Genomic DNA, 14,319 nt, shown 5'->3' on the forward strand with positions numbered 1-14,319 from the left:
AGGGTGATGAAAAAAACTTACAACTCTTTATAGCAGCGCTTCAACAAAAGCCGGGATTTGAAGATATGTTTATTAAATATGCTTTTAACGAAAAACCCATTTTTAAAAAACAGGTTGTTCACGTTAAAAAGGAAATTGTCACTTTAAAACGTCCCGATATTAACCCCACTACAAAAACAGCCCCTCATTTAAATGCAAAAGACTGGAATAAATTATTAGAAGATAAAAATGTGGTAGTTATTGATACCCGCAACGATTACGAATACAAAACAGGTACTTTTCCTAACTCCATAAACCCACAAAATAAAACTTTTGGCGAATTTCCTAACTTTGTTAAAAACAACACCGAACTTTTTAAAAATAAAAAAATAGCCATGTTTTGTACCGGTGGCATCCGCTGCGAAAAAGCCACAAGCCTCATGCTGGATTTGGGCTATAACGAGGTTTATCAGTTGGATGGAGGCATTTGGAATTATTTGGATACCGTTCCAAAAGATGAAAACAAATGGATTGGCGAATGCTTTGTATTTGACGATCGCATTACGGTAGATACCGATTTAGACAAAGGCAGTTTTGAGTCGTTTACTCATCACGAAGAATTTGTGGCGTCACAAAATACGCCGCAAAAAGACGCGCAATAAGATACCCCGCCAGCACATCGGCCACATAATGCTGCTTAAAAGTTAGAGTAGAAATCGCAATAGCCCAGGCCATAAAATGAAAAAACTTTTTTAAATGCTGGGCATGCTCGCGCACATAAAAATAAGATAAAAAAGCATACAGCACATGAAGCGACGGAAAACAGTTAATGGGTGGAGTATCAAGCTCAAACAAGGCCTGCATCCATGAAGCATACCAAAAGTGGTAGCGATAAATATCGGGGCGTAAATCGTAATGAACAGGGTATAAAAACCAAATCACATCGCACACGGTTAAACTTAAAAAGAAAACCAGCACCATTTGATACAGTGTTTTTTTATCGTTAATCACCATAAAAGCCGCCGGCGGGATGATAAAACAAAATATATAGGTAAAATAAGTAGCCGGGATAAACGGAATTTTAGCTTCAAAAGGCAAAGCCAAGGTATGAAACTGGCCAAATTTAAGAGCCAAGGTGCCAATAGTGAAATAATTGGCAATAAAATAGGCCACAAACACTAGGACAATGGCAGCCCTTTTCACATAAGAAATATTGCCCTCTTGGGTCATCGGCTTTTATTATACTAAAAAAAATATTTTTCTCTTCATTTTTTATCAATATTTTACTATTTCCAAAGCCCTATGAAACCCGAACACCAAAAGCAGCTCACTCTTTTTAATGATGAGCAATTAAAAGTTAAAAAAGGAACACGCAATAAGTTTGAAACTTTATCCGATATTCCTGTAGATCCCCTCTATCTCCCACAAGATGCCGGTGATGACTATTTTGAAAAACTGGGTGTTCCCGGCCAGTTTCCCTACACCCGCGGTGTACAATCCAGCATGTACCGTGGCCGCTTTTGGACCATGCGTCAGTATGCCGGTTTTGGTACGGCCGAAGAATCTAACCAGCGCTACCGCGATTTAATTGCAGCCGGCGGAACAGGATTATCAGTTGCTTTTGATTTACCCACACAAATGGGGCTCGATTCGGATGATCCAAAATCCATGGGCGAAGTAGGTAAAACGGGTGTGGCTATTGATTCGCTTCAAGACATGGAAACCCTGCTAGGCGGTATTGATCTGTCGCAAATTTCTACATCTATGACCATTAACGCCACCGCCTCTACCCTTTTAGCGTTTTACATTGCAGTGGGCGAAAAAAACGGAGTTTCGGCCGATAAAATTTCGGGCACCATCCAGAATGATATTTTAAAAGAATATATTGCGCGCGGTACTTATATTTATCCCCCCACACCGTCCATGCGCATTATCACCAATATTTTTGAATTTTGTAAAACACATGTTCCTAAATGGAACACTATTTCTATATCTGGCTACCATATTCGCGAAGCCGGAAGCACGGCCGTGCAGGAAGTAGCCTTTACGCTTGCCAACGGCTTGGCCTATGTACAAGCCGCATTAGAGGCCGGCTTAAAAGTAGACGATTTTGCCCCTCGCCTGTCTTTCTTTTTTAACGCGCATAATTATTTATTTGAAGAAGTAGCCAAATTCCGCGCTGCTCGCCGACTGTGGGCCAAATTAATGAAACAACGTTTCAAGGCCACCGACCGTAGCTGCCAGTTACGTTTTCATACGCAAACAGCCGGATGCACCCTCACCGCACAACAGATTGATAATAACATTGTGCGCGTGGCCTATCAGGCTTTATCGGCCGTGTTGGGTGGAACACAAAGTTTACATACCAATAGCCGGGATGAAGCCTTGGCGCTCCCCACCGATTTATCGGCCCGTATTGCTTTAAGAACCCAACAAGTATTAGCTTACGAAACAGGAGCTGGCGATACTATTGATCCGCTCGCTGGTTCATATTATGTAGAAAGCCTCACCGATAAAATTGAAGCCGAAAGCTTGAAGCTGATTGAAAAAATTGATGAACTAGGTGGTGCTGTAAAAGCCATCGAGCACGGCTTTCAACAACAAAATATCCAAAATGCCTCATTTGATTACCAGAAAAAGGTAGAGCAAAAAGATTTGGTGATTGTAGGCGTGAATCAATTCACCATCAAAGAACCTCCCGTGGAAGGCCTACTTAAAGTTAAAGCAGAACTTGAACAAAGACAGGTTAATAAACTGAAAAGCCTTAAAGAAAATCGCGATAATGAAGCGGTAAAAAAGGCTTTGGAAAAGCTTAAAACCGCCGCAAAAGGCAGCGACAACCTCATGCCTCATATTTTAAACGCGGTTAAGTGCTACACATCGCTCGGTGAAATTTCCAATGCCTTCCGTGAGGTGTTTGGGACTTATAAAGAGAATGTGGTGTTATAGTTAGGCGCGATTTAATTCATCCAGCATGCGGTAATACTCGCCATATAACTCGTAAGCTTTTTCGCGTGTGAGATAGTAGCGCACTTCATCCACGTATTCTCCATTTAAAAAAGCTTCCTTATCCAATACCGCTTCACGTATAAAGCCGCCCTTTTCACTAATACGCTGAATATGGGTGTTAGACGCTAAAAACTCCACCACCATTTTGGTACAACCCAAACCGGCATATAAATAATGCGACATAATGATGATACTTTCGATAGCCAGCGTTTTGTGCTGCGTGTCTTCATCTAAAAGAATTCCAAAACGGTAAATACCGGCCTTTTTCTTTACCATGTTCCAGGTCATGAGCCCCAAAGGTTTATCGGTGGCCAGTTCTTCAATCACAAGCAGCACAATTCCATTACGTGCCAAACCTTCTACTAAACGGCCAATACTACTGGTATCGTAGGGCTCTTCATCCATATCCCTAAAAAACTGGGCATACCTGAAATCGTAATACCAATTCACTAGCACAAAAGCATGTTTGGTTTCGTAAGGAACAAGCCTCACATTCATTCCATTTAAGGTGCGCATATTATTAATTTAATCCAAAAGCATTGGGAAAAAATTCTATCTCCCAACCTTTTTCGTTGTTGCCCATGAGGGTTAAAATAGAAAACAAATGGCCCTTATTACGATACTCGGGTTTGTACTGCAGATAAAACTGAGCAGCCCGAATAAGCTTTCTTTGCTTAAAAAGCGTTACCGCCTCCACTGCATGTCCAAAACCAGCGCCTCTTCTTGTTTTAACTTCTACAAAATGAAGATCGGGCCCTTTCTCTACAATAATATCAATCTCCCCGGCCTTTGTTCGATAGTTTATTTCCAAAATCTTATAACCCTTTGATTTTAAATACTTAATTGCCTCGCTCTCGCCTTTGGCTCCGGTCACTAAATGCGGAGCCTTAAAGGCAGGCGTAGGAATTGATTTTTTGGTTGAAAACATATGACGTCCCTGATACAAACGCGCTTCAATTTTAGTTAGGACTACCTATGGCACGCGAATGTTCAATCTGTAAGAAAAAACCCCTCATGGGTCACAACGTTTCTCACGCTAACAACAAAACCGTTAAGCGCTCGTTTCCCAATCTTAAAGTTGTAAAAGCTATGTTAGGTAAAACGGTAAAACGCATTAAAGTATGTACCCGTTGCCTGCGTTCTGGCAAAGTAATCAAAGCCGCTTAAAAAAGTAAATAGTGGATAGTGAATGGTAGATAGTAAAAATCTTTCCATCCACTAACCACCATCCACCATTCACCCTTCTAACTTCTCCACTTTTTTCAATATACGGTAAAGCACCACCATGGGCAAAGCCCATAAAAGTGAATAGCCTATAAACATATAAAGCGACGTATCCATTTTATCCTTTCTTGCCGGCCAATAAACGAACACGAGATAAAGCCGCATACACAAATCCAAATAAAATCATAAATACAATATTAGTAACAAGAAGTGTAAGCTTCATTTCGGGCGGCATATTATTTTTTCCACCTAATACATTAGGATGAAGCCCTCTCCAAATTTTAACCGCCAGCATTACAAGAGGCATATCCAGCAAACCAAATAAAATGAGCAAACAAGCCACCGTACGGCTTTTGGGGTTTTCAAGCGAGAGTTTGTCAAAAAAGTAAACAGCACAAAAAACAAGCCACAAAATAAGCGTTGTTGTAAGACGCGGATCCCATGTCCACCAAGTACCCCAAATGGGGCGTGCCCATACCGGACCAGTAGCAAGAACCATGGTGCAAAACAAAAGTCCAGCTTCTACACCAGCCATGGCCATTTGATAATGTGAGTCTTCCTTTTTTATTAAAAACAATACCGCAAAAATACCAGACAAGCCAAAACCCAAGTACATGTTAAAGGCCGAGGATACATGACAGTAAAAAATTTTATGCACCATCCCCTGCGTAGCCTCTTGGGGGGCCACCATGAAAATAAGATAAAAACAAACCACAAGGAGTAAATAAAGAAGAGGGACCAATTTGGACGAAAAAATTTTCATGACTCTTGATAGTAATAGTCAAACATCATGGTGGAGGCAATACAATAGATAAGTGCCACACCCACCAAAAAACGATACCATTCCAAATGCAACACCAGCATACCTGTACTGCCCTCACCCACTACAAAAAAACAAACTAAAATTAATGGCAGCGATAGAGGATAAAATAAGAGCGTGAATAAAAGCTCTTTAAAGGTACCTCCCGTAATAAAGCCTGAAAAAAGAGTGCCAATCACTGCAAAGGATATAAGTGCCAGCGGAATTACTTTTAAAAAGAGAAGTATTTCGGAACGCAAAAAATAAACCGGAAAAATTGCCTGCTCAACTACAAAAAAGAAAAGTGAAAGAAGCAATAAAATAACAAAATTAAAAATAACTTTTGCACCAAATAAACCAAGCCCCGTGGAATTAATTTTAAGAAGGTCCCATGCATTTCCTTCGTTTTCGTCGTCAAAACTTTGATTAAAGCGAAGTACACCGGCAAATAAAATATAAATCCAATAAAGCCCTACCACACTGGCACGCGACACATCATGAAAACTGAGCGAAAACAACAACACAATTAAAAAAGAAAAAAGAAACACCGAAAAAAACTTTTCGGGAGTTTTTAAAAGAAGTGTAAATTCCTTTTTTAAAAAGTGAACTAGCATAATTTGAATTCTTGAATAGCTACACCTTCAATAGGGTTAAACTGATGAGTGGCACACACAACACTAGCGCCCTCTTCTATTTTGTTTTTAAGAACAGCGTTGAGAGTTGTTATACTGTCTTGATCTAAACCCGTATACGGCTCATCTAAAAGAAACAAACTACTTTTTTGCGAAAGAGCTAGGGTTAATAAAGTTTTAATTTTTTGACCAAAAGATAAATTGCGATACATCACGCCACGTGACTCTTGCAAGCCCAGCATGTGCGCATAAGTTATCGCCTCTTCAACTGTATAACCCAGTATTTTGGAAAAAAAGTGGATATTTTCATCTACCGTCATTTTAAAATAAACTTGCGATTGAGGGCTAAAATAAGAAGCTCTTTCCTTAAAAGAAAAGTTAACAGAACCAGACAAAGGTTTTAAAATACCGGCAATTGTTTTTAAAAGAGTAGTCTTCCCCACCCCATTAGGGCCCGTAACCCATACAAAATGTTTTGGCTGAACTGTTAAATGAAGATTTTTAAAAATAGAACGAGAGCCGTAAGCCTGGTGCAAGTTACTAATGTCCAAAAGAGGCTTCATCATGCAAATTACCCTTGAGGATCGGTATTAAAAAAATAAAAGCTCAATCCTAAAACAAACACGCTTAATAAAATGGCCAGTTTTTGATGCGGTTTTTCCCAGGGACTAGCCACACTTAAAGCCGACTTTGACGACTCGCCCGATCCCATTTGTCCCGTCATGGCCGGTGTATCAGCCTCATTAGGTGAAGCTGATTCTGCATTAGCTTCAGCTTGGGCAGCATGCAAATCAACATCTTCCATTAAATACGGAGAGCCCTCACCCACGTTAAAATCGGCTTTAAATACGTCCTGGGCTGGCGTTAAGGTAATATCACTCATCACATACAATTTATCGTTTTCTATAACGCCTAATACATAACTAAAACCATCTTCTTGTTTAATATTTTTAAACTTAAAGTTACCGTTAGCGTCTGTTTTTTTATCCAAAGTTAAAAGACGTTGTCCATTTTGAAAAACCATGATGCCAATGGGATGATCGGTTAAAACCTGTTTTTTACCTTTTTCCATTTTATAGAGTGTACCTTCAATAAAACCCTTTCCCATAAACATGGGCGGCATACTGCCAGCCGGTGGCATTTGGGCAACAGCACTCCACGAAAAAAAACAAAAGATAAAAAAGAAAATAATAAACTTATACATCTTTTTTCTCCAGCGCTCCGTAAACACGAGCCGCCTCGGCCATGGTTTCGCCATACACTTCATTAAAATCATCTTGGGCCATTTTTCCTGTTTTTACATCCATCGATAAATCAGCCAAACTTGTGAGCAATTCTTCTTTACGCAATTCTAAATTATGGCGCGGTAAATCAGCACTCATCGTCACATAACTGCCGCTCAAGCCCTTTATAAAAGGCAGCCCTACCCATAGAATTGAAAAAATAAATACGGCTGTAATAATGATCCATTCCATAAACTTTTAAAAATTATTTAAATCGTCCTCAATTTTCTTTTTAAGATTGTCATCTACAATAAAAGAAGAAACTTTTTCCGGCTTCACAGCACTCGCACTTTTTTTTGTAATAAAAGCAATACCTGCAACTAAGGCTGCACCCACAATAATAAAGGGCATTATGGGCCCAAGCGCTAAAAACCCTTTCTTGGGCGGCTCATTAAGTGCAATCACGCCATAACGGCCCACATATTCGCCAATCACAGCTTCAGAAGTCATCCCATTTTTCAGCTTTTCATAAAAACCCATTTTTTCTTTTTTGGCATAATCACACGTACATGTTTTTAAATCCATACGCACACATCCCCCGCATTGACAAATAAGTTTAGCGGCCAACTCTTGCAAAGGTTTATAATAGGGATCGGTCTCGCTCACATTAGCAAAGGGGTCATCTTGATTCACCACATGCTGATGAGACTCATCGGCATGCAGCGGATATGAATGGAGAAACACACACAATATAATAAGAGGCAAAGCTTTAGGGGTTTTAAATTTGGGGAAAATAACAATAACAATACCCACTAAAATAATAAAACCTCCCATCCACACAAAACTGATAAGCGGGTTAAGGCTTGCTCTAAATTCGGTTTTACCGGTTTGCGGATCTTGTACGCCAATTACTAAATACAAATCGTGGAAAAGAGTTTGATACACACTTACTTCGGTTGACGGTTGTTCGGAAGTAAAATAAAAAAAGCGGCCAGGCATCAGCGTTTTTAAAAGCTTTCCATTTTTGAGCACCTGCACAATGGCGTAATCTTCCACATGATGCGCATCCTGTTTAGTTTCGGGAGCCACATAGTGCAATTCGTAACCTTCAAAAGTAACACTTTGCTGCGGAAGCAGCGAAAAATCCTTTTCGGTCTTAAGCACAGTGCCCGCAATTCCTAAAAAAATGAACAAGGCACCCACATGCACCACATAGCCACCATAACGACGATTAGCCTGGATAAAAAGATGAATAAAGCTTTCAAACAAACCCAATTTTTGTTGCAAGCGTACCACTTTAACACCACGGTAAAATTCAAGCCAAATAGTAGCCATCACAAAAGCAACCAATCCAAAACTGCTCACCACATACCAATTTGTTTGCCAAAAAAGAGTAACTACCGTTACCGCTATACCAAAAAGGCCCGGAATAAGAAGATTATCGCGGATGTGACGCATGCGCGCCTGCTTCCATGATACCATTGGGCCTACCCCCATTAAAAATAGAAGAATGAGCCCAATAGGCGCCATAAATTTATTAAAGAAAGGAATCCCCACGGTAATGCGCTCACCTGTAATTCCCTCAGAAATAGTGGGAAAAAGAGTACCCCAAATAACCGCGGTTACACCGGCTACCAGTACAATGTTGTTAAGAATAAAAGCTGCTTCTTTAGAAAAGAAAGAATGGAGAACATTTTCACTTTTAAGTTTTTTATAACGCGTGGCCACCAATATGGCGGTGATACCAATAAAGGTAAAAAGAAATATTAAAAAGTAAGGCCCTAAATTTCCTTCCGAAAACGCATGCACCGATTGAACCACTCCACTACGTGTGAGGTAAGTACCAAAAATGGTGAGAAAAAATGTGAGCGATACAAGACTGATATTCCATACATAGAGCATGCCACGCTTTTTTTGCACCATCACAGAATGAATATAGGCCGTAGACACAAGCCACGGCATAAGAGCCGCATTTTCTACAGGATCCCAGGCCCAAAAACCTCCCCAGCCCAGTTCAACATAGGCCCATGCACCTCCCAAAATAAGGCCCAAGGTCATAAAAAACCAGGCAATCAGTGTCCAACGGCGCGTGTCATCTATCCAACCGGCATCCAAGCGTCGTGTGACGAGTGCTGCAATAGCAAATGCAAACGGCACCGAAGCTCCGGTAAATCCTAAATACTGAGACGGCGGGTGGACAACCATGGCTATATTTTGCAGCAAAGGATTAAGCCCTTTCCCGTCGGTAAAAACTTGCGGCGATACTGTAAAAGGATTGTTTGCAAACAGGACTAACGACAAAAAGAAAAAGATAATCGTCATCATCACCGCATTAATATAAGGCATCATGTCGGCATTCTTTTTAATGTTATGACGCAACACCATCATGGCATAAAGACTTACAAGCCAGGTCCAAAATAAAATGGAGCCGTCAAGCCCTGCCCACAGACCGGTAATTTTAAAAAAGAGAGGAAGCGATTTATTAGAATAATTATAAACGTAAAAAATACTGTAATCGTTGGTGAGAAACGCTGCAATTAAAGTAATACACGCAAGAGTTATTAACACAAAGGTAACACCATTAGCGCGTGCAGCACTGGTAACCAAACGAGCATCCCTTTTTTTGTGACCAATCCAATAAATAAGCAGACTGTATAAACAGGCGGGATAGGCAAGAGCTAACAAGTTGTTACCCAGATTAGAAAGATTCATTTTACTTTTGCCTCATACTTAGAGGCGCATTTGGCCAAAATTTCGGAAGCTTCAAAATAGCCTTCATCTTTCCACAAACCCGTCACCACTACTTCGGAACCCTCTTTAAAGGTATCAGGAGCCAAACCCTTGTAGCGTACGGGGACCACGGCAGTCTCTTCGGTAACGTTAAATTGATACACAATGCCGCTCATAGAATCAGTTTTAGTTACACCTATGGCATGGCCTGCAATTTTAAGTGTTTTATCACGGTATTTGTCCTGATGCGTTATAAACTCGCCGGCAGTAACATAATATTGGAAGGCCGTATTAAGGGTGGTACTTAACAAATACGCCAAAATTCCTACAATAAGGAGAAAACCCACAAGATAGACTTTTTTACGGTTCATATGGAGTGGGAATCCATATAAAAAAGCAAAGAATTATGCAAGGTTAGAATAGAATAAAAAAAGATGAACTTTTTGAAAAAAACTAGCAACTTTATTGACGTTTTACCGATAACTATAGTGAGCTCGAAAGAGCTGACTGACCCCCTTTTTAAGGCCTTCCGCTCCACCTCCGGGTGGGGTGGGAGGGTCTTTTTCGACAAACACCTTAATTTAAAAAATATAATAGACTGAGTCGTCCCCGGAGCGCAGCTGCGCTGTGCGTAGTGGGATTTCAAGCAAACCATCTCATTCTGTTGAGACTAAATTACTCGTACTTAATACCGGCAACTTCGTACTCCTTAGGGCCTTTAGGAGTTTTTACCACTACGGCATCACCCATTTTTTTACTAATCATGGCTTTAGCCATAGGAGATTTCACAGAAATTTTTCCAGAAGTTACGTCCGATTCAAACTCACCTACAATTTGGTAAGTACTTTCTTTGTCGTTATCAGGATCTAAAAGAGTTACCTTGGCACCAAATACAATGCGGTCTTTTTCTTTCACCAGCTTTGGATCTATCACTTCGGCCAGAGAAATATAAGATTCCAATTCCTGAATACGACCATTAATAAAACTCATTTTTTCTTTGGCCGCATGATACTCGGCATTTTCACGCAAATCACCATGCTCCCGAGCAACCTCAATAGCTGTCACTGTTTGTGGACGATCCACCGATTTAATCTGGCTGAGTTCGTTTCTTAATTTTTCAAAGCCTTCCGGCGTCATGGGAATTCTGTCACTCATTGTCTATCCTTTCTCCTTCACCGTATTCTCTGGAATAATAAAACTAAAAGTGGAGCCTTTACCAAACTCGGATTTTACCTGAAGTGCCCCGCCATGAAGTTCAGAAAACTGCTTAGATAGTGCAAGTCCTAAACCTGTTCCCTGATACTTGCGGGTAAAAGTAGAATCTACCTGCTGAAAAATATCAAATATGGTGCTTAAGTGTTCTTCTCTAATTCCTATACCATTGTCAATCACCGAAATCTGAAACACGCCCCTACCCTCCAAACGTGCCGGATCTAGATGATACGCAAGAGCTATATCATCTCCTTGAGGGAAAAACTCAACTTTTACCGTAATCACTCCCTTTTCAGGCGTAAACTTGATGGCATTCCCCACCAAATTCAATAAAATCTGACGAATTTTTCCAGAGTCGGCATCTAAATCGGGCAAGCCTTCGGCAATATCAAGCTTAAGCTCTTGCTCTTTACGGGTCATGAGAGGTGCCACCGTTTGAAAAACCTCCTGCACCAAATTAGCAATCGAAAAACGCTCGTAAGAAATTTCCATCTTACCGGCTTCCACTTTAGCCAAATCTAAAATACTGTTAATCAGTCGCAATAAATTTTCGGCGTTTTTTAACACTTCCGAAAGCGAATCGGTTTGCTCACGATTAAGCTCTCCCATCACCTTATCCAGTAAAATTTCAGAGTATCCAATAATGGCCGTAAGCGGCGTGCGTAACTCGTGGCTCATAATAGCCAAAAAGTCCGATTTAATTTTATTAGCCTCTTCCAACTGAATATTTTTTTCCTGCAATTCTTCAATGAGCTGTGCCGATTCAATGGCTAAAGCGGCCTGGTTAGCAAAATTATCTAACGTATCCACCATGCTTTCTTCCACATACTTCTTTTTTGATGCACCAATTAATGCCCCAACCACTTTGCGTTCCGCTACCAGCGGTGCAATTACAAATTTATTAAATCCAATAATCTTTTGCATGTTAAGGGCTGCTTGAGGATTAATTTCTGGGATAAGACCAGTAGTAAGCTCTGTCATGTCGTTACGAATAATTACCCGGTTGCGCAAAATAGATTGGTATGCCGAATTCTCAGTAGCCTCTAGTGGCAAATGAACTTCCTCTAAACTAAAGCCCAAAATATTTTCCATCTTTTTGGTATAGGGATTACCCTTGGGCACATAAAAATGAACACGGTCAGCTTTGCGCGACAAAAGAGCCAAAAAACAAATTTCAAAACCCAAACCCTGAATAACACCCTTTAACACCTGATCAATAACACTTTGCAGGTTCATGGCCTTACGGATGGTAGAACCAATACGATTTAAAGCAACCAATTGCACGTTACGCGTTTCGAGCGCACGTTCCTTAATTTTAGAAAAGTAATGGGCAATTTTGGCGCCATACACAATAACCACCAAAGCCACTGGTAAAAACACCAAGTTAAAAACATAACCAAAATTTTCGAGTTTAAAAAAAGACAGGCTGTTTAAAGCATACATGTACGGCGGCACCACACCAAGTTGCACCAAAATAAGAAGGCCACAGTAGGCCACCAGAACAAAAGTAGCAGCCAAAAGAGCAGTGATGTAACCAAAAAACGATCCGGCCGCAATTACGTACAAACCGTAAAATAAAAAAACCACTACCTGATCGGCTCCTAAGATATAAATAATGGTGGTTTGACTAACAATATCGGCCAAAACCTCAAATACCGACATGGTGAGAATAAATTTTTCTTTAAGCACACACCAATAACAAAGAGCCGTTACAAAGAAGCCAATGTTAAAAATGAGCGGAACCAGAGGTATTTCTTTCCAAATACGCGGAAAAAAAATAACAAACATGAGCCAGCACAATAAAAAAATGATTAGTCGAAGCTTGGCAATAAAAAGATGACGGCCCTTAAAATCGGGCAGTTTCATTTCATCTAAAAGAGCTAATCGTACGCGGTCTAAAGCCATTATTTTTTCCCCTTCACACGGTTTAAAATTGTTGTCATCTCCGTTGGCTTTATTACTTTTCCTACAAGTCGCTCCTCCGAAACTTCTTGTTGATTACGATCTAAAAAAACCACCGTGGGCCAGCCAATAATATTGTAACGCTTTATAGCCTCTTCGCAGGCGGGTGTAGATTGACTACAATCAATTTTAATAGGCACCCACGCGTCTTTCAGTTCCTGATCAATAATTTCATTTTCAAAAACGGTTTTATCTAACTCCATGCAGGGCAAACACCAGGTGGCAAAAAAATCGATAAGAACAGGTTTGTTTTCTTTTTGGGCACGATCCAAACCGTCACCTAATGAATAAACAAAAGTTTGATTGCTATGCTGGTGACTCCTTGTTGGCTGATACAAGCTAAACGCATAATAAGCGGCCACAACCAGTAAAAGAACACCCAATATCTTTTTAACCACAGTCATCCACGCGCCCGATTTGAGTCGTCCTGTAAATGAACCATAAAAAGTACCAATTACCACAAAAATGGTGCCCATCCCCATGGCATAGGCAAACATCAGTACAAAGCCTTCTAATATATTTTGTGTTTTTGCCACGTAAACCAAGAGCGGCCCCACAATAGGGCCCACGCAGGGAGTAGCCATAAAACCCAATGTCATCCCGGTAAAAAAGATGCCCCCTACTCCGGCTGTAGAAATTTTAGCCAAAAAGTTGTGTAAAAATTGCGGGATATGAAAGTGAAATAAATCAAAAAGCGAAAGCGCCATCACTACCAAAAATAAAATGATGAATGTGAGGAAATAAACGTTTTGAAATAAAAAACCAAAACTTTTACCCAACGCGGCTACTATTAACCCCAAAATGGAGTACATAAAAGCCATCCCTGCCACCATCACCGACACGTAAAATAAATTATGAAAAATAGATTTATCTTTATGCAAACCAATCACCACCAGCGTTACTGGTATCATAGGCCAAACACAGGGTGTTAAATCGGTTAAAAGTCCTCCTAAAAACGCAACAAAAATTGACCACAAAAAACCAAGACCGGCCACATCCGAAAACTGGGAGCTTTGCAGTAATTTTTTAGTTTTAGCAAAAAAGGAATCGCTGGTTGTTGGCGGTGTCACTTGAGTCCCGTTTACCGTAAGATTAATGGTAATAGGATACGTCATGGGCCTGTAGCAAAGTTCGGTAGAACAGCCCTGTAGTTTAATCACGCCACTTAAAGCATAGGTGCCGGGTGCTATTTGAGCCGAAATGCTTACGGGTAAATCTAGCGACAGTTCGTTATGATAAATTTCCACCTCTTTCTCGAGATAAGGATCCATTTTTACTTCGGCTAAAGGCTTTACCAAAGTACCAAGGCTAATACCCCCAGGAGGATCTAACTCAACGGTTAATTTATCGGCATACAAATAATATTCGGGTGGAATTTGAAACAGAAACTTAAAGGTGGTACTAGCACCCTGAGTCATGGGCTCGGGGCTTTCGTCAAAATAAACCGAAAAAGGGTTTTCGTCATCGCCCCCTATTTCGTAAGCATGTCCTGTTGAGGCAAAAAGGAGTGTTAAAAACGCTAAAATGACAAAAAAGCCCTTTTTCATAA

16 protein-coding genes are annotated in these 14,319 nt (G+C 40.4%); 3 read left to right on the forward strand and 13 right to left on the reverse strand.

The window, feature by feature from the left end; translation table 11 throughout:
• The coding region (locus tag K1X76_11035) for a hypothetical protein (GenBank protein MBX7149602.1) at positions 1–641 on the forward strand (641 nt) is incomplete at its 5' end.
• Here K1X76_11035 and K1X76_11040 read toward each other — a convergent pair.
• Positions 583–1,209 (reverse strand): phosphatase PAP2 family protein, encoded by a 627-nt coding sequence (locus tag K1X76_11040; protein ID MBX7149603.1) that lies wholly within the window; start codon positions 1,207–1,209, stop codon positions 583–585. The two genes, K1X76_11035 and K1X76_11040, sit on opposite strands and share 59 nt — an antisense overlap.
• A 72-nt stretch (positions 1,210–1,281) precedes the next feature.
• Between K1X76_11040 and K1X76_11045 the strand changes: the two genes are divergently transcribed.
• A complete protein-coding gene (locus K1X76_11045) occupies positions 1,282–2,928 on the forward strand; it encodes a methylmalonyl-CoA mutase family protein (GenBank protein ID MBX7149604.1) in 1,647 nt (548 codons plus the stop codon).
• On the opposite strand, the gene K1X76_11050 is transcribed toward K1X76_11045, so the two are convergent.
• Together K1X76_11050 and K1X76_11055 are read right to left on the reverse strand one after the other, a co-directional pair.
• Complete coding sequence (locus tag K1X76_11050) at positions 2,929–3,504, reverse strand: GNAT family N-acetyltransferase (protein ID MBX7149605.1); 576 nt, start codon at positions 3,502–3,504, stop codon at positions 2,929–2,931.
• Between the two features lie 4 nt (positions 3,505–3,508).
• Positions 3,509–3,916, reverse strand: coding sequence for a YraN family protein (locus tag K1X76_11055; protein MBX7149606.1), 408 nt, complete (start codon positions 3,914–3,916; stop codon positions 3,509–3,511).
• Positions 3,917–3,963: 47 nt separating this feature from the next.
• Here K1X76_11055 and rpmB point away from each other — a divergent pair, with 47 nt between their 5' ends.
• Entirely contained in the window at positions 3,964–4,155 is a 192-nt protein-coding gene (gene rpmB, locus K1X76_11060; protein MBX7149607.1) for a 50S ribosomal protein L28, read from the forward strand.
• Between the two features lie 175 nt (positions 4,156–4,330).
• Here the strand turns inward: rpmB and ccsA (K1X76_11065) are convergent, their stop codons facing one another.
• The 10 genes from ccsA (K1X76_11065) to K1X76_11110 all read right to left on the reverse strand — a co-directional run bounded on the left by ccsA (K1X76_11065) (position 4,331) and on the right by K1X76_11110 (position 14,317).
• Positions 4,331–4,975, reverse strand: coding sequence for a cytochrome c biogenesis protein CcsA (gene ccsA, locus K1X76_11065; protein ID MBX7149608.1), 645 nt, complete (start codon positions 4,973–4,975; stop codon positions 4,331–4,333).
• Positions 4,972–5,625: a heme exporter protein CcmB gene (locus K1X76_11070; GenBank protein MBX7149609.1), complete on the reverse strand. Its 654-nt coding sequence runs from the start codon at positions 5,623–5,625 to the stop codon at positions 4,972–4,974. Before K1X76_11070 ends, ccsA (K1X76_11065) begins: the two co-directional genes overlap by 4 nt.
• Positions 5,619–6,209, reverse strand: coding sequence for an ATP-binding cassette domain-containing protein (locus K1X76_11075; protein ID MBX7149610.1), 591 nt, complete (start codon positions 6,207–6,209; stop codon positions 5,619–5,621). Before K1X76_11075 ends, K1X76_11070 begins: the two co-directional genes overlap by 7 nt.
• A gap of 5 nt (positions 6,210–6,214) precedes the next feature.
• The gene (locus K1X76_11080; GenBank protein ID MBX7149611.1) at positions 6,215–6,847 is read right to left on the reverse strand and encodes a hypothetical protein; all 633 of its coding nucleotides are present in this window, start codon (positions 6,845–6,847) and stop codon (positions 6,215–6,217) included.
• Entirely contained in the window at positions 6,840–7,118 is a 279-nt protein-coding gene (locus K1X76_11085; protein MBX7149612.1) for a hypothetical protein, read from the reverse strand. Before K1X76_11085 ends, K1X76_11080 begins: the two co-directional genes overlap by 8 nt.
• Before the next feature lie 6 nt (positions 7,119–7,124).
• Positions 7,125–9,578 carry a cytochrome c biogenesis protein CcsA gene (gene ccsA, locus K1X76_11090; protein MBX7149613.1) on the reverse strand — a complete coding sequence of 818 codons (2,454 nt, stop codon included), beginning with the start codon at positions 9,576–9,578 and terminating at the stop codon, positions 7,125–7,127.
• Positions 9,575–9,967, reverse strand: a complete 393-nt coding sequence (locus K1X76_11095; protein MBX7149614.1) for a cytochrome c maturation protein CcmE — start codon at positions 9,965–9,967, stop codon at positions 9,575–9,577. The genes ccsA (K1X76_11090) and K1X76_11095 overlap by 4 nt, the downstream gene beginning before the upstream one ends.
• Positions 9,968–10,271: 304 nt before the next feature.
• Positions 10,272–10,751 carry a transcription elongation factor GreA gene (gene greA, locus K1X76_11100; protein ID MBX7149615.1) on the reverse strand — a complete coding sequence of 160 codons (480 nt, stop codon included), beginning with the start codon at positions 10,749–10,751 and terminating at the stop codon, positions 10,272–10,274.
• Between the two features lie 3 nt (positions 10,752–10,754).
• A complete protein-coding gene (locus K1X76_11105) occupies positions 10,755–12,713 on the reverse strand; it encodes a GAF domain-containing protein (protein ID MBX7149616.1) in 1,959 nt (652 codons plus the stop codon).
• Complete coding sequence (locus tag K1X76_11110; protein MBX7149617.1) at positions 12,713–14,317, reverse strand: sulfite exporter TauE/SafE family protein; 1,605 nt, start codon at positions 14,315–14,317, stop codon at positions 12,713–12,715. Before K1X76_11110 ends, K1X76_11105 begins: the two co-directional genes overlap by 1 nt.
• Positions 14,318–14,319: the final 2 nt, after the last annotated feature.

The sequence above is a fragment of the bacterium genome, assembly GCA_019695305.1.
Taxonomy (GTDB): Bacteria; UBA10199; UBA10199; order UBA10199; family JAIBAG01; genus JAIBAG01.